The 21,566-nt window shown below is 63.4% G+C and carries 22 protein-coding genes; 17 read left to right on the forward strand and 5 right to left on the reverse strand.

Annotated features, from left to right (window positions below):
* Positions 1-53 precede the first annotated feature (53 nt).
* Both E2K99_RS04910 and E2K99_RS04915 read left to right on the forward strand, forming a co-directional pair.
* Positions 54-992 carry an ABC transporter substrate-binding protein gene (locus E2K99_RS04910; protein WP_134221522.1) on the forward strand — a complete coding sequence of 313 codons (939 nt, stop codon included), beginning with the start codon at positions 54-56 and terminating at the stop codon, positions 990-992.
* 142 nt (positions 993-1,134) lie between these two features.
* Positions 1,135-2,001 (forward strand): L-fucono-1,5-lactonase, encoded by an 867-nt coding sequence (locus E2K99_RS04915; protein WP_134221523.1) that lies wholly within the window; start codon positions 1,135-1,137, stop codon positions 1,999-2,001.
* 54 nt (positions 2,002-2,055) lie between these two features.
* Here E2K99_RS04915 and E2K99_RS04920 read toward each other — a convergent pair whose 3' ends face one another.
* Complete coding sequence (locus E2K99_RS04920; protein WP_134137208.1) at positions 2,056-2,664, reverse strand: TetR/AcrR family transcriptional regulator; 609 nt, start codon at positions 2,662-2,664, stop codon at positions 2,056-2,058.
* Between the two features lie 223 nt (positions 2,665-2,887).
* Between E2K99_RS04920 and E2K99_RS04925 the strand changes: the two genes are divergently transcribed.
* Genes E2K99_RS04925 through E2K99_RS04950 form a run of 6 tightly spaced genes read left to right on the forward strand, consistent with a single transcriptional unit; the run spans position 2,888 to position 8,112 of the window.
* Positions 2,888-4,198 carry an NAD(P)/FAD-dependent oxidoreductase gene (locus E2K99_RS04925; protein WP_134221524.1) on the forward strand — a complete coding sequence of 437 codons (1,311 nt, stop codon included), beginning with the start codon at positions 2,888-2,890 and terminating at the stop codon, positions 4,196-4,198.
* Positions 4,195-5,049: a DUF1365 domain-containing protein gene (locus E2K99_RS04930; protein ID WP_134221525.1), complete on the forward strand. Its 855-nt coding sequence runs from the start codon at positions 4,195-4,197 to the stop codon at positions 5,047-5,049. Before E2K99_RS04925 ends, E2K99_RS04930 begins: the two co-directional genes overlap by 4 nt.
* Positions 5,046-6,257, forward strand: coding sequence for an SAM-dependent methyltransferase (locus tag E2K99_RS04935; RefSeq protein ID WP_134221526.1), 1,212 nt, complete (start codon positions 5,046-5,048; stop codon positions 6,255-6,257). Before E2K99_RS04930 ends, E2K99_RS04935 begins: the two co-directional genes overlap by 4 nt.
* Before the next feature lie 3 nt (positions 6,258-6,260).
* Positions 6,261-6,830: a DUF3833 domain-containing protein gene (locus E2K99_RS04940; RefSeq protein WP_121044334.1), complete on the forward strand. Its 570-nt coding sequence runs from the start codon at positions 6,261-6,263 to the stop codon at positions 6,828-6,830.
* Positions 6,827-7,687 (forward strand): SDR family NAD(P)-dependent oxidoreductase, encoded by an 861-nt coding sequence (locus E2K99_RS04945; RefSeq protein WP_134221527.1) that lies wholly within the window; start codon positions 6,827-6,829, stop codon positions 7,685-7,687. Before E2K99_RS04940 ends, E2K99_RS04945 begins: the two co-directional genes overlap by 4 nt.
* Positions 7,688-7,689: 2 nt before the next feature.
* Positions 7,690-8,112, forward strand: coding sequence for a nuclear transport factor 2 family protein (locus E2K99_RS04950; protein ID WP_039789077.1), 423 nt, complete (start codon positions 7,690-7,692; stop codon positions 8,110-8,112).
* Between the two features lie 159 nt (positions 8,113-8,271).
* Here the strand turns inward: E2K99_RS04950 and E2K99_RS04955 are convergent, their stop codons facing one another.
* The 3 genes from E2K99_RS04955 to E2K99_RS04965 all read right to left on the reverse strand — a co-directional run bounded on the left by E2K99_RS04955 (position 8,272) and on the right by E2K99_RS04965 (position 11,022).
* Positions 8,272-8,853, reverse strand: a complete 582-nt coding sequence (locus tag E2K99_RS04955; RefSeq protein WP_134221528.1) for a hypothetical protein — start codon at positions 8,851-8,853, stop codon at positions 8,272-8,274.
* Between the two features lie 137 nt (positions 8,854-8,990).
* Entirely contained in the window at positions 8,991-10,175 is a 1,185-nt protein-coding gene (locus E2K99_RS04960; protein ID WP_240733854.1) for a serine hydrolase domain-containing protein, read from the reverse strand.
* Positions 10,176-10,305: 130 nt separating this feature from the next.
* Positions 10,306-11,022, reverse strand: a complete 717-nt coding sequence (locus E2K99_RS04965) for an MgtC/SapB family protein (protein WP_134137200.1) — start codon at positions 11,020-11,022, stop codon at positions 10,306-10,308.
* A gap of 217 nt (positions 11,023-11,239) precedes the next feature.
* Here E2K99_RS04965 and E2K99_RS04970 point away from each other — a divergent pair, with 217 nt between their 5' ends.
* The 8 genes from E2K99_RS04970 (at position 11,240) to E2K99_RS05005 (ending at position 19,903) form a co-directional block, all read left to right on the forward strand.
* Positions 11,240-11,941, forward strand: a complete 702-nt coding sequence (locus tag E2K99_RS04970; protein ID WP_134221529.1) for an SDR family oxidoreductase — start codon at positions 11,240-11,242, stop codon at positions 11,939-11,941.
* A gap of 228 nt (positions 11,942-12,169) precedes the next feature.
* Entirely contained in the window at positions 12,170-13,054 is an 885-nt protein-coding gene (locus E2K99_RS04975) for an AraC family transcriptional regulator (RefSeq protein ID WP_034340275.1), read from the forward strand.
* A 166-nt stretch (positions 13,055-13,220) separates the two neighbouring features.
* Positions 13,221-14,141 carry an ABC transporter substrate-binding protein gene (locus E2K99_RS04980; protein WP_134221530.1) on the forward strand — a complete coding sequence of 307 codons (921 nt, stop codon included), beginning with the start codon at positions 13,221-13,223 and terminating at the stop codon, positions 14,139-14,141.
* Positions 14,142-14,199: 58 nt separating this feature from the next.
* Positions 14,200-15,702 (forward strand): sugar ABC transporter ATP-binding protein, encoded by a 1,503-nt coding sequence (locus E2K99_RS04985; RefSeq protein WP_134221531.1) that lies wholly within the window; start codon positions 14,200-14,202, stop codon positions 15,700-15,702.
* A complete protein-coding gene (locus E2K99_RS04990) occupies positions 15,668-16,678 on the forward strand; it encodes an ABC transporter permease (RefSeq protein ID WP_420840870.1) in 1,011 nt (336 codons plus the stop codon). The genes E2K99_RS04985 and E2K99_RS04990 overlap by 35 nt, the downstream gene beginning before the upstream one ends.
* A 52-nt stretch (positions 16,679-16,730) precedes the next feature.
* Positions 16,731-17,462, forward strand: a complete 732-nt coding sequence (locus E2K99_RS04995; RefSeq protein ID WP_134221532.1) for an SDR family oxidoreductase — start codon at positions 16,731-16,733, stop codon at positions 17,460-17,462.
* A gap of 45 nt (positions 17,463-17,507) precedes the next feature.
* The gene (locus E2K99_RS05000; RefSeq protein ID WP_134221533.1) at positions 17,508-19,163 is read left to right on the forward strand and encodes an FGGY-family carbohydrate kinase; all 1,656 of its coding nucleotides are present in this window, start codon (positions 17,508-17,510) and stop codon (positions 19,161-19,163) included.
* Positions 19,164-19,177: 14 nt separating this feature from the next.
* Complete coding sequence (locus E2K99_RS05005; RefSeq protein ID WP_134221534.1) at positions 19,178-19,903, forward strand: SDR family oxidoreductase; 726 nt, start codon at positions 19,178-19,180, stop codon at positions 19,901-19,903.
* A 106-nt stretch (positions 19,904-20,009) separates the two neighbouring features.
* Here the strand turns inward: E2K99_RS05005 and E2K99_RS05010 are convergent, their stop codons facing one another.
* A complete protein-coding gene (locus E2K99_RS05010; RefSeq protein WP_006465163.1) occupies positions 20,010-20,225 on the reverse strand; it encodes a glycine zipper 2TM domain-containing protein in 216 nt (71 codons plus the stop codon).
* A 250-nt stretch (positions 20,226-20,475) separates the two neighbouring features.
* Here E2K99_RS05010 and E2K99_RS05015 point away from each other — a divergent pair, with 250 nt between their 5' ends.
* Positions 20,476-21,555, forward strand: coding sequence for an alpha/beta fold hydrolase (locus E2K99_RS05015; protein WP_134221535.1), 1,080 nt, complete (start codon positions 20,476-20,478; stop codon positions 21,553-21,555).
* The last annotated feature ends 11 nt before the right edge of the window (positions 21,556-21,566 follow it).

Genomic DNA, 21,566 nt, shown 5'->3' on the forward strand with positions numbered 1-21,566 from the left:
GCCGGAAGCGCCATTTCCGGCACTCCATCATCGATAACAAAAGGAGACGTACCGTGTTCAAGAACAAGTTACTGGCCGCTGCCCTGGGTCTGGCCTTCGCCGTCGGCACTTCGGTTGCGCACGCGCAGGAAGTGTATGTGCCGCTCATTTCCAAGGGCTTCCAGCACCAGTTCTGGCAGGCCGTGAAAGCCGGTGCCGACCAGGCCGGCAAGGACCTGAAGGTGAAGGTGACCTTCGAAGGTCCGGAAACCGAAGCCATGGTCGACAAGCAGATCGACATGCTCTCTGCCGCCCTGGCCAAGAAGCCGCAAGCCATCGGCTTTGCCGCGCTGGACAGCAAGGCGGCGATTCCGCTGCTGAAGAAGGCGCAAGCCGCCAAGATCCCGGTGGTCGCCTTTGACTCGGGCGTGGACAGCGACATCCCCGTCACCACCGCCACCACCGACAACCGTGCTGCCGCGGCACTGGCGGCTGACAAGATGGCCGAGCTGATCGGCAAGGAAGGCGAAGTCGCCGTGGTGGCCCACGACCAGACCAGCCGTACCGGCGTGGATCGCCGCGATGGCTTCCTGGAGCGCATCAAGGCCAACTATCCCAAGATCAAGGTGGTCAGCGTGCAATACGGCGCGGGCGACCAGCTGAAGTCGACCGAGGTCACCAAATCCATCCTGCAGGCCTATCCCAAGATCAAGGGCATCTTCGGTACCAACGAAGGCTCGGCCATCGGCGTGGTCAATGGTGTCAAGGAGATGAAGCGCAAGATCATCATCATCGGCTATGACTCCGGCAAGCAGCAGAAGGATGCGATCCGCGACGGCCTGATGGCTGGTGCCATCACCCAGAACCCGGTGGGGATCGGCTACAAGACCGTGGAAGCGGCGGTCAAGGCGATCAAGGGCGAGAAGCTGCCCAAGGTCATCGATACCGGCTTCTACTGGTACGACAAGAGCAACATCGATGACCCCAAGATCAAGGAAGTGCTGTACGACTGATCCGGTCTGATGTTCAGTGGTTTCCCCGGAGTGATCCGGGGAAATCCTTAAGTTTCTGCTTTCCCGTTTCTAAGTTTTCATCCAGAAAAAACTAAGAGATGCGGAGACGCTTCATTCTCCTCCTCCCTCCCGAGACCGCGCCATGAAACCCCTTCGCATCGACGCCCATCAGCATTTCTGGCGCTATCGCGCCGACGACTATCCCTGGATCGGCAAGGGCATGGAGCTGCTGGCCTGTGATCGTCTGCCAGGGCAGCTGCATCCGGTGCTGGATGCCGAAGGGCTGCATGCCTCCATTGCGGTGCAGGCCCGCGTGGGACGTGAAGAAACCGGCTTCCTGCTGGACCTGGCGCGTGCCGATCGCCGCATCGCCGGCGTGGTGGGCTGGGAGGATCTGTCCTCGCCGCACCTGGCTGCCAACGTGGCGCAATGGGGACGGGACAAGCTGGTCGGCTTTCGTCATCAGATCCAGGATGAAGCCGACGTCACGGCCTTCGTCGAGGCCCCCGCCTTCAATGCCGGCATCAAGTGGCTGCAGCAGCAGGGCCTGGTGTATGACGTGCTGATCCATGCCCGGCAGATGGCCGAGGTGCAGGCCTTCTGCGCACGCCATGACCGCCACTGGCTGGTGCTGGATCACCTGGGCAAGCCAGCCCTCGTGGATTTCGGGCGAAGTGAAGCTTCCTTCAATGGATGGAAGCGCCAGCTGCGCGCACTGGCCGCCATGCCGCATGTGGCCTGCAAGTTGTCCGGGCTGGTCACCGAGGCGGATTGGCTGCGCGGATTGCGACAGAAGGATTACGACAATATTGCCCTGTGCCTGGATACGGCGCTGGAAGCCTTCGGGCCGCAGCGCCTGATGTTTGGCTCGGACTGGCCGGTGTGTCTGCTGGCGGCGTCCTATGCGACGGTGGCGGGCGTGGTCCGCGAGTGGGCGGCCACGCGCCTGTCGGCAGCGGAACAAGAGCAGCTATGGGGCGGGACCGCAGCGCGCTGCTACGGTTTGTAATACCGCAGAGCAGAAAAGGGCGGGTGCCGCCGCTGGCCGCGGCGCGCCTGCCCTTTACTTCGTGAAGCCGTTGAAGGCCACGTGCAGCATGTATTTCACGATCTCGTCGCTGCTCATCTTGCTGAACTTCTGCAGGTAATCCACGGCCGGGTCACAGGTGCGGGCGTAGTAGCTGTACAACACCACATCACTGGGCAGGGCGGCATCGATCTCGCCGTTTTTCTGCGCATCCTTCACCAGCTTTTCCAGTTGCCCGTTCAGCTTGAGCACGCGCATGACGTATTTCACGTTGCGCATGAGCATCTCGCGCACATGCGCGCTGGTCGAGGGCAGGAAGGGCAGGCCGCCCTCCAGGCGCACCCGCAGCGCCCATTCCAGCATCGCTTCGAGCTTGCCGCGCGGGCTGGGAATCGGCTCCAGCTGCGCCAGCTGGTCGATCGCCCCGTCGACGAGACGGATCATGGTCTCGCCGATCAGCTCTTCCTTGGACTTGAAATGCTTGTACAGGCTGGGCTTGGAGATGCCCACTGCACCGGCCACGTCGTCCATGGTCATCAGGTCATAGCCCTTGCTGCCCAGGACGGACGTGGCGGCATCCAGGATGGCGTTCTCCCGTAATTTGTAGGCTTGGTCCTTGAAGCTCAGTTTGCCGAAAATACTCATTGGTAGCTAAAGTTACTAAGTAGTAGATTTTATTTTTCTTTGGTAGTAATCTTAGCACCTAAATCAAGGATGAATAGCAAATAAGCGGCGCGAGTGGCAAAAAGGCCCACGGCAAGCGCCGCCCCGGTCACCAAAGCAGCACGGGCCAGCAGGGCAGGGAAACATTCCCACGGACTGGCAACGGCAGAACTTCAATAACAAAGACATAGGCGGGCAAGTTTTCATGAATCCAAACGCAGCAGCCATCGAGCAGGGCACAGGACAGCGCATCGCCGTCATCGGGGCCGGTATTTCCGGCCTGGCGAGCGCCTACCTGCTGGCGCGCAAGCATCAGGTCGTGCTGTTCGAGTCCGCCCCGACGCTGGGCGGCCATGCCAATACCGTGGAGATCGCGCCGGAGGGCGTCCCCTTCCCGGTCGATACCGGGTTCCTGGTCTTCAATGACTGGACCTATCCCAACCTGATCGCGCTGTTCGAGGAGCTGAAGGTCGAGACCTACGATACCGACATGTCCTTCGGCGTCTCGATGGATGAAGGGAGTTTCGAATGGGCCGGCACCAATCTGGATACCGTCTTCGCCCAGCGCAAGCGCCTGCTGCAGCCGTCCTTCCTGGGCATGCTGCGTGACATCCTGCGCTTCAACCGTGCTGCGCACGCCAACCTGGCCGCCTGCGAGGGGCGTCCGGTGACCTTGCGGCAGTTGCTGGAAGAGGGCGGCTATGGCGTCCTGTTCGGTGATGCCTATCTGATCCCGATGGCGGCAGCGATCTGGTCCAGCTCGCCTTCGGACATCCTCGATTTCCCGGCGGCGACTTTCCTGCGCTTCTGCATCAACCACGGCCTGCTGCAGGTCAACAACCGTCCGCGCTGGCGCACCGTGCGCGGTGGTTCGCGTGAATACGTGCGCCGCATCGCCGCCACCCTTGACGATGTGCGCCTGGGTAGCCGCCTCACCAGCGTCACCCGCAACGAGCAGGGCGTGCTGGTGCGCAGTGGCGGTGCCGAGCCGCGCGAGGAACAGTTCGACGCGGTGGTCTTCGCCACCCACGCACCGCAGACCCTGGCGCTGCTGCAGGACGCCACCATCGAAGAACATCAGGTACTGTCGGCCGTGCGTTATCAGGCCAATACCGCCTGGTTGCACAGCGACGTCTCGCTCATGCCGCAGCTGGACAAGGTCTGGTCGGCCTGGAATTACCTTGGTTCGCGCCACAGCGATGGCAGCCGCGCGGTGTGCGTGAGCTACTGGCTCAACCGCCTGCAGGACCTGCCCTGCAAGACCCACATCGTGCTCACCCTGAATCCGCCCCAGCCGCCCAACCCGGCGACGGTGATGGGCCGTTTCGATTACGAGCATCCGGTCTTCGACCAGCCCGCCATCGATGCCCAGCGCCGCCTGCCGGAGATTCAGGGCAAGCACCGCGCGTGGTTCGCCGGTGCGTGGACCGGTTACGGCTTCCATGAAGATGGCCTGAAATCCGCCCTGCGCGTAATCCGGGACTTCGGCGTGACGCCGGATTGGGCTGCGCTATGAACACTTCGCTGACCTCCCGCACCGACGCGCCCGCGCTGTTGTTGAGCGGGCAGGTGATGCATCAGCGTTTGCGTCCGGTGCTGCACAAGTTCGTCTATCCGGTGTTCTGCGTGCGCCTCGATCTGGCGCGCCTCAACGAAGCGGGCAATGCCTGGTTCGGCGTGGATCGCCGCCGCCTGATGTGCGTGCGCACGCGCGACTATGGTCCGCGCGATGGCAGCGATCTGGCCAGCTGGGTGCGCGGTCATCTGCAACAGGCCGGGCTGCCGCACGATGGCGCGATCTGGCTGCAGACCTTTCCGAGGCTGTTCGGCTTCGTGTTCAATCCGGTCAGCTTCTTCCTTTGCCATGACCGTGAGGGTCAGCTGCGGGCGGTGCTGGCCGAGGTCAACAACACCTTTGGCGAGACCCAGCACTACCTGCTGTCGGCACCCGGACAGGGTGTCATCGACGAGCACACGCGGCTGGTCTGCAACAAGCTCATGCATGTATCGCCCTTCTGCGAGGTGAGCGGTTTCTATCGTTTCCGCTTTCGCGACCAGGCACGGCATGAGGACGCGGGCGGAAATACCGCCTTCGTCGGCATCGACTATTACGACCACGGCCATCCGTCGGAAGTGGCGCAGGGTTTGCAGCCCCTGATGCGCACCTCGGTCGGCGGCCATCTGCATCCCCTGACCGCGGCCACGGCCTTCGGCGCGCTGTGTGCGCAGCCGTTCCTGACGCTGGGCGTGGTCGCCCGTATCCACTGGCAGGCCTTGCTGTTGTGGCGCAAGCGCGTGCCCTGGTTCAGCAAGCCCGAGCGCGTCGCAGCCGCAGGTACTTCTTCTGGAAAGGAAACCCTATCGTGAATCGTATCCCCGCATTGCAGACTACCGGCCGCCGCGCCGGCCCGATTTCGGCCCGCCTGTTCCTGGCGATGCTGGAGCGCCTCAGCCACGGCCACCTGGAACTGATCACACCGCACGGCACCACGCTGACCTTCGGCGATCTGCGCCAGCCGCCAAGCGCGCAACTGCGCATCCTCGACTGGCGCGCCTGCGCTGCCATCCTGCGCGCCGGTGACATCGGCTTCGGCGAAGCCTACGGCAATGGCTGGGTGGAAACGCCCGACCTGGCCGCGCTGCTGCGCCTGGCCATGCGCAACCGTGCGATGCTTGCCAGCGCGGTCGAAGGCGGACGCCTGGCCTCGCTGTGGTACCGCCTGCGCCACCTGCTGCGCTCCAACACACGCAGCGGCAGCCGCCGCAATATCCATGCGCATTACGACCTGGGCAATGATTTCTATCGCCTGTGGCTGGACCCGACCATGACCTATTCGTCGGCCATCTTCACCGAGCCCTGCCAGAGCCTGGCCTCGGCGCAGGCCGCCAAGTATCAGCGCATCGTTGACCAGCTTGGCTTGCAGGCGGGCGACCGCGTGCTGGAAATCGGCTGCGGCTGGGGCGGCTTTGCCGAACATGCGGCGCGCCTGGGCATCCGTGTGCATGGCGTGACGATTTCGCCGTCGCAGCTGGCTTTTGGCCAGGAGCGCATGCGCCACCAGCAGCTCGATCATCTGGCGCATCTGGAACTGTGCGACTACCGTGATCTGGATGGTAAATACGATGCCATCGTGTCCATCGAAATGTTCGAAGCCGTCGGCGAGCGTTTCTGGCAGACGTATTTCGATACCGTGTCGGCCCGCCTGAAAGCCGGTGGCCGTGCGCTGATCCAGTCGATCACCATCGATGAAGCGGTGTTCGAACGCTATCGCGACAGCGCCGACTTCATCCGCGAATTCATCTTCCCTGGCGGCATGCTGCCCAGCCATGAGCGCTTCTCGCGCTGCGCGCTGCGCGCCGGCCTGACCACGCGTGACCGCTTCCATTTCGGCCGTGATTACGCCGAGACCCTGCGCCGCTGGAACGACGCCTTCCACGCCCAGCGCGAGACCATTGCCGCGCAAGGTTTCGATGAGCGTTTCCGCCGTCTGTGGCAGCTGTATTACGTGTTCTGCGAAGTGGGCTTCGATGAAGGCCAGACCGATGTGGTGCAGTTCCTCTTGCAAAAGGAGTGAGTCATGAATGCCAAGCTGATGCGCACGGGTCTGCCCGCGCGCCTGTGGAAGGGGATCGCGCTGGCGCTGCTGGCGCTGGTGCTCGGTGGCTGCGCCTCGCAGCAGATATCGGACTACGCCGCCAAGACCCCGGTGTTCGATCCGGCGGTGTTCTTCAAGGGCCGCACTGAGGCCTGGGGCATGTTCCAGAAGCGCGGTGGCGAAGTGGCGCGGCGTTTCCATGTGGTCGTGACCGGTACCGTGGACGGCAACACGCTGACGCTGGACGAGCGTTTCCGCTATGACGACGGCGAGACCCAGACCCGCGTCTGGACCTTGGTGCGCCAGCCCGACAACAGCTGGCGCGGCCGTGCCGGTGACGTCATCGGCGAGGCCATCGGCCACACCGCCGGCAATGCCTTGCACTGGAATTACACGCTGCTGCTGCCGGTCAATGACAAGCAATACGAAGTCCAGATGGATGACTGGATGTACCAGATGGACGAACGCACACTCATCAACCGCACCAGCATGAGCAAGTTTGGTGTGGAAGTGGGCCAGGTCACGTTGTTCTTCCGCAAGGAGGGTGTATGAATACTCAGTCCAAGCCCCTGCCCAAGGAGGCTGCCGGAGGCGCCGGCGAGCGTGCTCCGATCTCGCGCCCCGCCGTATTGTTCGGCCCGATGAACCAGCCGGTCAGTGACCTGCGCGGCCTGCGCATCTGGCTGGTCGGTGCCTCCAGCGGCATTGGTGCCGAACTGGCGCGCCAGGCGCTGCAGGCAGGTGCCCGCGTGGCCTTGTCGGCGCGCCGTGCGGACGTATTGCAGGAGGTCGCGGCGGCCCACAAGAATGCCTTCATCGCGCCGCTGGATGTGCTTTGCCACGACGCCTGGCGCGACCAGCATGCGCGCATCGTGGAGGCCTTCGGCGGTGTTGACCTGTTGGTGTTCTGTGCGGCCAAGTATCGCCCGGAGCGCACATGGGAGGTTCAGGAAGAGGAAGCCGAGCACACCTTGCGCACCAACGTCGCCAGTGTGTATTCGGCGCTGGGTGCGGCGCTGCCCGACATGCTGGCACGTGGCAGCGGCGGCATTGCGCTGGTGGCCAGCGTGGCCGGCTATGTGGGGCTGCCGGGCGCGACCGTATATGGTCCCGGCAAGGCGGCGCTGATCAATCTTGCGGAAATTCTTTATAGCGATTTGCGGCCCAAGGGATTGAACGTGTATCTGGTCAATCCGGGCTTCGTGAAGACCGACCTGACCGACAAGAACGACTTCCCCATGCCGGCCATCCAGACGCCGCAGCAGGCGGCCACTGCCATCTGGCGCGGGATCTCCGAAGGCCGCTTCGAGATCCACTTCCCGCGGCGCTTCACGGCCTGGCTGAAGATACTGCGCCTGCTGCCGTTCCGGCTGCGCTTCATGCTGTTCCAGCGCTTCATGCTGAGCTGACCATGCAGCATCTTGACCGCTTGCTGGACTGGTATGGCGCGCTGGATCGCAGCAGCCTGGAACGGATTGGGGAATTTTATTCGCCGGAGGCTCTGTTCAAGGATCCCTTCAACGACATCAAGGGGCTGCGATCCATCCGCGCCATCTTTGCGCACATGTTCGAGACCACGGAGGATCCGCGCTTCGTGATTCTGGAACGCATGGGGCAGGGTGAGCAGGCCTTTGCCACCTGGCGTTTCGAGTTTCGGCTGAAGGGCCGCTTCTACACGGTGCTGGGGGCGACGCATTTCCGCTTCGATGCGGCGGGCCTGGTGACCGAGCATCGCGATTACTGGGATGCGGCTGAAGAGCTGTGGCAGAAATTGCCGGTCATTGGCGGGCCGGTGAAGTGGTTGCGGGGGAAGTTCAGGGCGACCACTTATTGATGGCGCGTCTGTTATGCGCGGAGCAAGCAATTTCTCCACGACGCATGTGTGGAAATTAATTCCACAATGCGCCCTGTCGATTCGCGTACCGGGTGCCAGTCAGGAACGGAATCAAGCGACTGACTGCAGGTCCGCCTCGCATGGCCATACCGGATGCACCTAATGCGCGCTCTGCGGCAACTGCCGCAAGGCTTGCAATGAGGGCATCGCATTCCACGCCATCAAGGCCGCTTCCTGCTGCGGCCCATTGGCTTGCAACCATTGAGCCATGTCGTTGCCAGCCTGCTGCCCATAGATCCGATGCGAGTGAATGAGGATGAAACCCGTCCCCTCCACCAGCACGAAGCGCGCGAAGACTGCCTCCAGAAAACCCGGATTGCCCAGCACGGCTGCGATGTAGTGTTCGGCAGGCCGGCTGTCGGAGCGGGGCAGCGAATTGATGCGGACCACCTTGCCCGCCGCCTGGTAGCGCTTGAGCACGAGGTTGGCCAGCTGCGCCAGCTTGTCCCCATCGGTGGCCTGCTCGACGACATTGATGGTGACCATGTCGGTCCAGTGGTTCAGGTCCGTTTCCGCAGGTGGCGTAAATTCGTTCTGGCCATTCTTTGACCAGCGATGCACGTAGTTGACGTTGTCGAACGTCAATGCCTCAGCGCCGGCGGCCAGCGCCAGTGCCGGAAGCAGAGCCAGGATCCCGGCCAGGCCGCGCAGAGAACGAAGCAGGAAGGTGGTGTGAGGCATGGCGGTTTCCAGAGAAGGGTAGTTCTGCATTATAGGTTGAGCTATCGATGGTCATTGTCGCTCAATACTGCCGTAGCGACCGCAGCCCCGACGTCCGCTGGCGGACCATGACCAGGACTTGATTCGGAACGCCTCATTCAAAAGCGTCGTGGCGCGTCCTGCATGTCCTGCCTGATGCGCGTTTCACCGTCAAAGCCCTTGGCCTGCTCCTTGAGCAGGTCGGCATCTCCGTCGTCGGCAACGGCATCGCCATTCTTGTTGGCTGCCTCAACCACGGCCTTGGTGATGGTGGCGGTGACTGCAGTTTCTTCCTCTCCGTTCACGCTCGATACGATGGCCACGACCGTGTTGAGGGCAGGGAAGATGTAGATGCGTTGCCCCTTGTAGCCGTTGGCGAAAAACACCTGGACGCCGTTGACCCGGCCACGCCACCAGTGGAGCCCGTAGCGTTCGCTGACACCGGGTGCCCATGCCATCTCGCGATACTCCGGAGCAAAGATGGCGCTGCCGTTCCACTGCCCCTGCTGGAGATAAAGCTGTCCCAGCTTGAGCATGTCCATCGGGCGCAGACGCAAGCCCCAGCCACCGGGCACGCGGGCTCCCTGATCCGGGAACCACCACGCGACATTGCGCATCTTCAGCGGCTCGAACAAGGTCTTTTCGGCAAAAGCCAGCAGGCTGGTCCCTGCCGCTCCGGCAATGACGGTGCCAGTGAGTGTTGCGTCGGCATCCGAATAGTTGAAACGCGTTCCGGGAGGTGATGCTACGCGTTGATTGACGACCAGACGGACGCGATCCTGCCGGGTATCGTAGATCGGGTTGGTAGCCGGATTGTGCTGGTAGTCGAAACCGGAGGCCATCTGCATCACGTTCTTCAGGCTGATCTGGTCGAGGTGTTTCCATTCTGCTTCGCTGAGCCCGCGCGGACGTTCTATCAGTTGCGGGATGGGCGCGTTCATGTCGTGAATTTTCCCTTGCATCAGCAGTGCTCCGACCAGCGTGGAGGAAATCGATTTCGTCACGGAGTACATGGCGTGGTTGTAACCGCGCCCTATACCTGCCTTGTAACGCTCCAGGACGACGTGGCAGTCACGCAAGACCAGCACCGCACGGATATCGAGCCGGGCCTGGTCCAGCGTGTGCAGCATGCTGCTCAGCCGCGCCGCAGAGAATCCTTGCGAGGACGGGGATGCCGTTGCAAAGTCTTCGCCGACATCAGCACACTGCGTGGTGCCGGCATGGCTGGCTGCAGACAGAATGGTAAGCCAGCCCAAGACCGCTGCAGTATGGAACGCACGATGGATGCGTAAACGGATGCGCACTGATTTCCCCCTGTTTTCATTGTGGGAGAAATTCTACGGTGAGAAGAAGATTGCTGGCTGACAATTAGCTGACGAGGTGCCAATCAGGCCGGAGCGGCTTTGCCCCGGCCGGCACTGAATTGCTACGAACTCAGTCCGTCGTACTCGGCGTCCAGAACGCCTGCTTCACGGCAGGCAAGGCCAGCAGACGTTCCACCAGCGCATCGAGTTCATCGCCATCCACGGAGGTCGCCGCCAGGGTGGCTTCGATTTCCACTTCATCCTCCGTAAAGGGCCGCACGTCCAGTCCATGCGTCGGATGGCGGCTCTGTTCCAGCATGTCGGTGACGGCCATGAGCACGCGCTTCTGGTGCGCGCTTTCCACGATCAGGTGGATGGTGTTGGTCACTTCCACCGAAGGCACATCCAGCGGCTTGCGGTTGATGGTGTTGACCACCGGGCGCAGCAGGGTATTGGCGGCCAGCACGAAGAGGGTGGCCAGGATCGCTTCCAGGATCAGGTCGGCCCCCGCCGCTGCCCCCACTGCCGCCGAGCCCCACAAGGTGGCCGCAGTATTGATGCCGCGCACATTGCCTTCCTCGCGCATGATCGCGCCCGCGCCCAGAAAGCCCACGCCCGAAACCACATAAGCCACCACATGCACCGCCCCTTCGTGACCGCCCATGCGATTGGCCATGTCGACGAAGACCGCCGCGCCCAGGGCCACCAGCACATTGGTGCGCAGGCCGGCAGTGCGTTGCCGGTACTGGCGTTCCAGCCCGATCAGGCCACCCAGGATGAAGGCGGCGGTGAGGCTGATCGAGGTATCGAGCAGAGATTCGAGATTGATGTTGGCGATGATTTGCATGGGACTTCCGGTACGTTCATGAGGCCGCACGAGGGCCGGGCTGCGCAATGGTGCGCGATGATGCCCCAGAAATGCAACAGGGACATGACAAATTCCGGATCACCCAGTGCGCTTCTCGTCCCCTGCACGCGGCATCGACACGAACTACAATCGCCAATCCCGTGCGAGAGGTCGAGATTTTCCGCGCGGCAAGATCACTTATCCACAAGGAGTTTCCATGAGCAGCAAAGTAGCCCTGATCACCGCCGCCGGCAGCGGCATGGGTGCCGCCGCCGCGCGCCGCCTGGCGGCCGATGGCTTCCAGGTCGGCATCCTGTCTTCCTCCGGCCGTGGCGAGGCGCTGGCCGCCGAGCTGGGCGGCATCGGCGTGACCGGCTCGAACCAGTCAGTGGACGACCTGCAAAAACTGGTCGACCAGGCCGTGGCCCGCTGGGGCCGCGTGGATGTGCTGGTCAACAGCGCCGGCCATGGTCCGCGCGCTCCCATCCTCGACATCACCGATGAAGACTGGCATCGCGGCATGGATACCTACCTGCTCAACGTCATCCGTCCCACGCGCCTGGTGACGCCGCTGATGCAGGCACAGGGCGGCGGGGCCATCATCAACATCTCGTCGGCCTGGGCCTTCGAACCCTCCGACATGTTCCCGACCTCGGCCGTATTTCGTGCCGGGCTGGCCGCGTTCACCAAGCTCTTCGCCGACAAGTACGCGCCGGAAAACATCCGCATCAACAACGTCCTGCCGGGCTGGATCGACAGCCTGCCACAACGTGAAGAACGCCGCGCCGGCGTGCCCATGCAGCGCTATGGCACCAGCGAGGAAGTGGCCGCGACCATCGCTTTCCTGGCTTCCTCCGGTGCCGGCTACATCACCGGCCAGAACATCAAGGTCGATGGCGGACTGATGCGTTCCGTGTAATACAGCCATCCCGACCGACACGACGGCCCTGCTTTGCAGGGCCGTTTTGCTGCGCGGCATCGTATTTCATTCTCCATCCCTTCTTGCGCAAAAAAGTATCAGTCCTTCCTCGCTGGTGATGTAGAACCCGCAGCCAGAGGGGCACTAAGATGCAGCACATGATGAAAACTGACAACAGCGATTTGTCAGTTTCAATAAGGAAAATGCTCTCGATTGAGAGGAGACACGATGCAGCCCGACCTGGAACTGGTCCATATCCGCAAGGGCGAATCCTTTGCGGCATGGATGCACGGCTACCCCTTCCGTACCGTGCGCTGGCACTACCATCCGGAGTACGAGATCCACCTCGTGGTGGCGACCTCCGGACGTTTTTACGTCGGTGACCACATCGGCGACTTCGCGCCGGGCCAGCTGGTGATGACCGGTCCCAATCTTCCGCAGAACTGGATTTCCGACATCGGCCGCGATGAGGTGGTCCCCGTGCGCTCGCTGGTGATCCAGTTTCCCGAGCAACTGGTGGATCAATGCGCCGCCAGCATCCCCGAGATGGAAGCCATCATGCCGCTGCTCGAACGCAGCCATCGCGGCCTGCTGTTCGATGCCGCCACCAGCGACACGGTGCGTCCGCTGATGCAGCGCCTGATCGACCAGCGCGGCTTGAAGCGCCTCGCCCTGTTCTGGGAAATCCTCGACGTGCTGGCCAATTCGCCCGAGCCGGAAGTGCTGGCCAGCCTCTCCTACAAGCTGGACCTGTCAGGCGTGAACAGCAGCGGGCTCAACCGTGCCATCGCCTATCTGCGCGAACACCTCACCGATGACATCGGCGAACAGGACCTGGCCGACATGGTGGGGCAGAACCTGAGCACCTTCTCGCGCGCCTTCAAGCGCCACACGGGAACCACGCTGGTGCGCTACAAGAACCAGCTGCGCGTGGACCTGGCCTGTCTCGCGCTGCTCAACAATCCGGAAGCACGCATCACCGACATCTGCTACGAGACCGGGTTTTCCAACCTCTCCAATTTCAACCGCCACTTCCAGAAGATCAAGGGCATGTCGCCTTCGGAGTTTCGCAATACCTTTGCCAGCAACGGCCTTTTTGCCGCGACCGGATAGCGCCGGACGCACGCCATAAATCATTTAAATCATTTCCTTGTCAGGGAAAAACGCATTCAGGAAAGCCCCCGCTTTCCGGAACAGGACAGGTGTTGCCTGTCACTTCGCAACGAGCATGCCGGGTAATCCCGTCATCAAGCACACACCAACAACAATGGAGACTGCAATGAAGAAAGCACTGACCGCACTGGCCTTGTCCACCGCCACGTTGGTGGCGTTCACCGCACCGGCGAGCGCCCAGGAACTGTCCAAGCTCAAGATCGGCATGAGCTTCCAGGAAATGAACAACCCGTATTTCGTCTCGATGAAAAAGGCCCTCGATGATGCGGCCAAGTCCTTCGGTGCCAAGGTCATCGTCACCGATGCTGCCCACAACGTGGCCAAGCAGATCGCCGACATCGAAGACATGCTGCAGCAGAACATCGACATCCTGCTCATCAACCCGACCGACTCCGCCGGCGTGGAAGCGGCAGTCAAAGCCGCCAAGGCGCGCAACGTAATCGTGGTGGCAGTCGATGCCAATGCCGCCGGTCCGGTGGACATGTTCGTCGGTTCCAAGAACAAGGATGCCGGCTACCAGTCCTGCCGCGCACTGGCCGATGCCATCGGTGGCAAGGGCGAAGTGGCGATCCTCGACGGCATTCCCGTGGTGCCGATCCTGCAGCGCGTGGAAGGCTGCAAGCAGGCCCTCGGTGAATACAAGGACATCAAGCTGGTGGCCACCCAGAACGGCCGCCAGGACCGCTCGGTGGCGCTGGGCGTGGTGGAGAACATGATCCAGTCGCGCCCCAACCTGAAGGGCATCTTCTCGGTCAATGACGGCGGTGCGATGGGCGCGCTGGCCGCCATCCAGGGCAGCGGCAAGGACATCAAGCTGACCTCGGTGGACGGTGCGCCCGAAGCCGTCAAGGCGATTGCCGATGGCGGTCCCTTCATCGAGACCACCGCGCAATTCCCGCGTGACCAGGTGCGCGTGGGCCTGGCCATGGCGCTGGCCAAGAAGTGGGGCGCACGCGTGGTGCCCAAGGAAGTGCCCATCGACGTCATGCCGGTGACCAAGAAGAACGCGGCCGGCTTCAGCTGGTAAGCCGCTGGCGCGGCGGCCTTCGTCCGTCGCGCCTTCCTTTCCCTTGATGGAGGCAGCCATGCTCCAACTGACTGGTATCAAGAAAAACTTCGGCCCGGTGACGGTGCTGCGCGGCGTCGACCTGCAGGTGCGCGCCGGTGAAGTGCACGCGCTGCTGGGCGAGAACGGCGCGGGCAAGTCCACGTTGATGAAGATCCTGTGCGGCATCGTCACACCCGATGCGGGCGAGATCCGCATCGATGGACAGGCCTGCCGTTTTGCCAGCTATCACGAGGCCATCGCCGCCGGTGTCGGCGTGGTGTTCCAGGAATTCTCGCTGATCCCTTATCTGGATGCGGTGGACAACATGTTCCTGGCACGCGAGTTGCGCAGTCCGCTCGGCCTGCTGCAGCGTGCCGCCATGAAGCGCCGCGCGGCGCAGATCATCGCACAGCTGGGCGTGGAAATTCCGCTGGACGTACCGGTATGCAAGCTCTCGGTGGCGCAGCAGCAGTTCGTCGAAATCGCCAAAGCGCTGGCGCTTGATGCCCGCATCCTGGTGCTGGACGAACCGACCGCAACCCTTACGCCCGGCGAGGTAGAGCACCTGTTCAAGGTGATGCGCGGCCTGCGCGAGCAGGGCGTGGCGATCATCTTCATCTCGCACCATCTGGAAGAAATCTTCGAGATCTGCGACCGCATCACCGTGCTGCGCGATGGTGCGTACATCGGCACCTGTGCGGTAAGTGAAGTGGACCAGGCGCGCCTGGTGGAGATGATGGTGGGGCGGCGCATCGAGAACTGCTTCCCGCCCAAGCCGGCCGCCGCGCCCGAGGGCGACGTAGTGCTGGAGGTGCAGGCCTTGCAGCTCAAGCGCAATGGCCCGGTGTCGCGTTTCCAGTTGCGGCGCGGCGAGATCCTGGGCTTTGCCGGCCTGGTCGGCTCGGGCCGCACCGAGACCGTGCTGGCCATGCTGGGCGCGCATCCGGCGGTGCAATGCAAGCTCTCCATGCACGGTGTGCCGTTGCGCTTTGCCGATCCGGCACAAGCCCTGCAAGCAGGCATCGGCCTGCTGCCGGAAAGCCGCAAGGAGCAGGGACTCATCACCAGCTTCCCCATCCTGCACAACATTTCGCTGAACAATTACGGCAAGTATCGCGCGGGTGGTCTGTTCCTGGATCGCCGCCGCGAAGCCGAAGCGACCCGTATCGCCATGCAGCGCGTGCGGGTTAAAGCGCCGGATGCGCATGCGCGGGTCGATACGCTGTCCGGCGGCAATCAGCAGAAGGTGGTGATCGCACGCTGGATCAATCACAACATGCAGGTGCTGATTTTCGATGAACCGACGCGGGGCATCGATGTAGGTGCCAAGGCCGAGATCTACCAGCTCATGCGCGAATTCACCGCGCAGGGCTATTCCATCATCATGATTTCTTCCGAGTTGCCGGAGGTGGTCGGCATGTCCGACCGGGTCTGCGTCTTCAAGGGCGGCGGCATCGTCGCCACCGTCGAAGGGGATGCCGTGACCGCCGAAGAAATCATGACCCATGCCACCACCGGGAGACTCCACCATGCAGCATGAAGCCAATACCCTGGGCAGCGCCCCCGTGCGCGCCTCATCGCAGGCGCGCTGGCGCGCCCTGATCCATTCACCGCTGGCACTGCCGCTGGCCGGGCTGATCGTGGTCTCGCTCCTGATGGGGCTGGCCTCGGACAATTTCTTCACCGTCTCCAACTGGCTCAACGTGCTGCGCCAGGTGTCCATCGTCGGCATCCTCGCCGTGGGCATGACCTTCGTCATCCTTACCGGCGGCATCGATCTGTCGGTCGGTGCGGCCATGGCGCTGGCCGGCACTTTGTCGGCGGGGCTGATCGTCAACAGCGGCCTGCCCGCACCGGTCGCGCTGCTGGCGGGCATCGCACTGGCCGTAGGCATCGGCCTGCTCAACGGCGCACTGGTGGCCTGGGGCCGCATGCCGGCCATCATCGTCACGCTGGCCACCATGGGCGTGGCGCGCGGGGTCGGGCTGATCTACTCGGGCGGCTATCCGATCTCGGGTCTGCCCGGCTGGATATCGTGGTTCGGCGTGGGCCGCATCGGCATGATCCCGGTGCCGGTGATCCTGATGCTGCTGGTCTATGCACTGGCCTGGGTGCTGCTGCAGCGTACCCCCTTCGGCCGCCATGTCTATGCCATCGGCGGCAATGAGATGGCGGCGCGTTTGTCGGGCGTGAAGACCACGCGCATCAAGCTGGCGGTGTATGCGATTTCCGGTTTCACCTCGGGCCTGGCCGCGATCATTTTGACGGGCCGCCTGATGTCGGGTCAGCCCAATGCGGGCGTGGGCTTCGAACTGGATGCGATTGCCGCCGTGGTGCTGGGCGGCACGGCCATCGCCGGTGGACGCGGGCTGGTGGTGGGCACGCTCATCGGCGCGGTACTGCTGGGCATCCTCAACAATGGCCTGAACCTGATGGGCATCAATCCCTATCTGCAGGACATCATTCGCGGCGTGATCATCCTGCTGGCCATCTATATCGCACGGGAATGGCGCTGAGCATTTCCATTCCTTTTTTTCATACTTGATTTCATTCACAAGGAGACAGAACATGCCCCAATCTCTCGCAGGCAAGATCGCCGTCATCACCGGTGCCGCCTCCGGCATCGGCCTGGCCACCACCGAAAAACTGCTGGCCAATGGCGTGACCGTGGTGATGGTGGACTGGAATGCCAAAGCGCTGGATGAACTGGCCGCGCGCCTCGGTCCGCAGGCCATCCCGCAGGTCACCAATCTGCTGGACGCCGACAGCTGCGCGGCGATGGTGCCGGAGATCCTGGCCAAGGTTGACCACATCGACATCCTCTACTGCAATGCCGGCACCTACATCGGCGGTGAGCTGGTCGATACCACGCCCGAGGCCATCGACAAGATGCTCAACCTCAACGTCAATGCGGTGATGAAGAACGTGCATGCCGTGGCACCGCACATGATCGCGCGCAAGACCGGCGACATCATCGTCACCTGCTCAGTGGCCGGGCATTTCCCGACTCACTGGGAGCCGGTCTATGCCGGTTCCAAATGGGCCATCACCTGCTTCGTCCAGACCATGCGACGCCAGATGATTCCCCATGGCGTGCGCGTCGGACAGGTCTCGCCCGGCCCGGTGATCTCGGCGCTGCTGGCCGACTGGCCGGAAGAGAACCTGCGCAAGGCCAAGGAATCGGGCAGCCTGATCGAGCCCTCGGAGGTGGCCGATGCGGTCGAGTACATGCTGACCCGCAACCGCAATGTGACCATCCGCGATATGCTCGTGCTCCCCACCAATTTCGATCGCGTGTGAGTGAGCAACGCGGCAGGTGGCCCTTTTCCAAACCAGCGAGGAAAGATGGAGACCTATCTGATCGGCATCGATGTCGGCACCGGCTCGGCCCGGGCCGGCGTATTTGATCGCAGCGGCAAGCTGTGTGGCAGCGCGAAACATGACATCGATCTCTTCCGCGACGAGCGCCGCGCGCGCGTCGAACAATCCAGTGCCCAGATCTGGGACGCGGTATGCCATGCGGTGCGCGGCGCCGTCGCCAAGGCCGGCATCGATCCGGCCAGCGTGACCGGCATCGGCGTGGATGCCACCTGTTCGCTGGTCGTGCAAGGTGCGCCGGCCGGCGTGGGCGATGCCGGCCATCCCGAGCGCGATGTGATCGTGTGGATGGATCACCGTGCGCTGGAGCAGGCGCAGCGCATCAATGCGGGCGGGCATGCGGTGTTGTCCTATGTCGGTGGTGTGATCTCGCCGGAGATGGAAACGCCCAAGCTGCTGTGGTTGAAGGAGCAGCTGCCGGAGGTGTATCACGGGGCGGCGCATTTCTTCGATCTCACCGACTTCCTGACCTGGAAGGCGACGGGTTCGCTGCAGCGCTCGTCCTGCACCGTGACCTGCAAGTGGACGCATCTTGCCCATGAAGGGCGCTGGGATGCGGATTACTTCCGCCGCATCGGCCTGGGCGATCTGGCCGAGGAAGAGTTTGCGCGCATTGGCCAGGAAGTGGTGTGGCCCGGCACCGCATTGAACGGCGGCTTGTCGCCCGAGGCTGCGCAGCAATTGCAGTTGCGGCCCGGCATCGCGGTGGCGGCCGGTCTGATCGATGCGCATGCGGGTGGCGTCGGCACGGTCGCCGCGCGCGGTGGTGCGGAGGATGCGGCGGCTTGCATGGCCTATGTGTTCGGTACCTCGTCCTGCACCATGACCAGCAATGCAAAGGCGGTCTTCGTGCCCGGTGTGTGGGGCCCGTATTACAACGCCATGGCCCCCGGCATGTGGCTCAACGAAGGCGGACAGTCGGCCGCGGGTGCGGCCATCGATCATCTGCTGACGCTGCATCCGGCTACGCCGCAAGCGCGCCAGCTGGCCGCTGCCGAGGGAATGGAATTGCCACAGTGGCTGGCCGCACGCGCGCTGGCCTCGGTGGCGCAGCCGGCGCAGGCAGTCTGGCTGGCCGGACAGATCAACGTGGTGCCGGAATTCCTCGGCAACCGTTCGCCGCTGGCCGATCCGCAGGCCCGTGCGGTGCTGCTGGGTCTGGGCATGGAACACGACATCGACAGCCTGGTGGCGCTCTATGTCGCCGGCTTGTGCAGCCTGGGGTATGGCCTGCGCCAGATCATCGAAGCGCAGGCGGCATGCGGGGTGCGCATCGCCAGCATTTCGGTCTCGGGCGGCGCGGGTACGCATCCGCTGACGCGCCAGTTGCTGGCCGATGCCACCGGCCTGCCGGTGGAAATCACCGCCTGTCCTGAGCCGGTGCTGCTGGGATCGGCCATGCTGGCGGCGGTTGCTGCGGGCACGCATGCCGACCTGCAGAGCGCCATGGCGGCCATGTCCAGCGTGGCCGGGCGCAATGCGCCGACAGGGGAGGCCATCGGCCGGCTGCACGAGGCGCGTTACCAGGCCTTTCTCAAGAGCCAGCAACTGGCGCGCGAGGTACGCGACAGCCTGGCCCCGCTGCTGGCGGCGCAGTCCGCGCCGGCCACAGCGTCTCACTGAATGGAGACAAGCAGATGGAATTTTCAGGAACATCGGTCATCATCACCGGGGCCGGCAAAGGCATAGGCCGCGCCTGCGCACGCTTGATGGCGCAGCGCGGTGCCGAGGTGATCGCCTTGTCGCGCACCGCCAGCGACCTGGCCAGCCTGCGCGAAGAAATCGGCGGACGCTCGGTGCAGGTCGACCTGGCCGATCCGGCCGCCGCCCGGCGCGCCATGGAGCAGGCCGGTACTGCGGACTTCCTCATCAACAGCGCCGGCATCAACGTTTTGCAATCCAGTACCGAGATGACCGATGCAGGCTATGAAGCCGTGCTGGGCGTGAACCTGCGCGCGGCCCTCATCACCTGCCAGTCCTTCGCCCGTGCGCGTATCGCGGCCGGTGGCGGCGGGGCCATCGTCAACATCACCTCCATTGCGGGCCATCGCGGCTTTGCCGAGCATCTGTGCTATGCCGCCTCCAAGGCCGGTCTGGAAGGGGCGACGCGGGTGCTGGCCAAGGAGCTGGGGGCGCATGGCATTCGCGTCAATGCGGTCGCTCCCACCATCACCCTGACCGAACTGGCGGAGGCAGCCTGGAGCGATCCGGCCAAGTCGGCCCCGATGATGGTGCGCCATCCCTTGCAGCGCTTCGCCTCCGCCGAGGACGTGGCGCGCAGCATCGCCATGCTGCTGTCGGCGGATGCGGCCATGCTGACAGGGGCAGTGGTGCCGGTGGATGGCGGCTTCCTGGCGGTCTAGCGGTGCCTGCCATTGTGTGCTTCAGACGCGACAAGGGCGACCCGAAGGCCGCCCTGGCGAAGCTGCTGCGGCCGTCGCCGCGCAAACTTGACGAAACTTGACGGGATCAGCGACCGATCTGGTGCCCGATCACGCCGCCCACGGCCGCACCACCGGCCGTACCGATGCCGCTGCCACCGGTGAGGATGGCACCGCCGACGGCACCCACGGTGGCACCGATAGCCGTGTTCTTGTCGCGGGTGCTCATGTTGCTGCAGCCGGTCATGGCGGTCAGCGCGATGGCAGTGACGGAAATGGCAGCGATCTTGTGAAGTGTTTTCATGATTTTTTCCTGATCGTAAATAAAGACTTGTTCCCGAAGTTTTTTGAATGAGGGTCCGGCTCGCGCATGCTGCCCGAGGGCGCCGTGCTTGCGGGAGCGGGTATGGCAATAGACCAGCTCGATCTCGAAAAGATTCGAGTTGCAACACGTTCTCTTACAGTTGTTACATACTCTGGCCTGCGCCGTACCAGCCCTTGGGAAGAGGGTGAGAGGGCGTGTAATTTTTACAATAATCGGACCAGAGAACCTCATGACTTTGACTTCAAGCCTGCGCCGGGCCGCCCGCCTGTTGCTTACCTCCGCCACGCTGCTGCTGGCGGCCGTTCCGCTGCACGCCGCCGAACCGCCCAAGCCGGTCGAAGGCAGCTGGGTGGCACCGCGCTTCCAGTTCCATACCGGCCAGACCCTGGACAACCTGCGCCTGCACTACGTCACCCTGGGCGAGCGCAGCAACCCGGCGGTCCTGGTGCTGCACGGCACCTACCAGAGCGCCGGTGCGATGCTGTCCAAGGATTTCGGCGGCCAGCTCTTTGGCCCAGGCCAGCCGCTGGATGCCAGCAAATACTTCATCATCATTCCGGACGGCATCGGCGTGGGCAAATCCACCAAGCCTTCGGACGGCCTGCGCGCGGCCTTCCCGCAATACAACTATGACGACATGGTGCTGGCGCAATACCGCATGCTGACCGAAGGCATGGGCATTTCGCATCTGCGCCTGATCATCGGCAATTCCATGGGCGGCATGCAGACCTGGATCTGGGGCGGCACCTATCCCGGCTTTGCCGATGGGCTGGTGCCGATGGCCTCGCAGCCGACCGAAATGGCCAGCCGCAACTGGATGATGCGGCGCATGCTGGTGGAGTCGATCAAGCAGGACCCGGCCTGGAACAACGGCAACTACACCACCCAGCCGCCGTCGCTGCGCCTGGCCAACAACATGTTCGTCTTCGCCACCAATGGCGGCACGCTGGCCTACCAGGCCATCGCCGGTACGCATGCCCAAGCCGACAAGCTGGTCGACGAGCGCCTGGCCGCGCCGGTGACGGCGGATGCCAATGACTTCATCTACCAGTGGGGTTCCTCGGCCGACTACAACGCCGCGCCGGGTCTGTCGAAGATCAAGGTGCCGGTGCTGGCCATCAATTCCGCTGACGATGAACGCAACCCGCCCGAGACCGGCATCATGCAGGCCGCGCTGAAGGAAGTGCCGGGCGCACAACTGCTGCTGATCCCGGCCAGCGCCGAGACGCGTGGCCATGGCACCACCGGCATGGCGCGCTTCTACGTGCGCGAGCTGACGCAGTTCATCCAGGGCCTGCCTGCCCGCTGACGCCGGAGCCA

The sequence above is a fragment of the Herbaspirillum huttiense genome (assembly GCF_004367745.1).
GTDB classification, from domain to species: domain Bacteria; phylum Pseudomonadota; class Gammaproteobacteria; order Burkholderiales; family Burkholderiaceae_D; genus Herbaspirillum; species Herbaspirillum huttiense.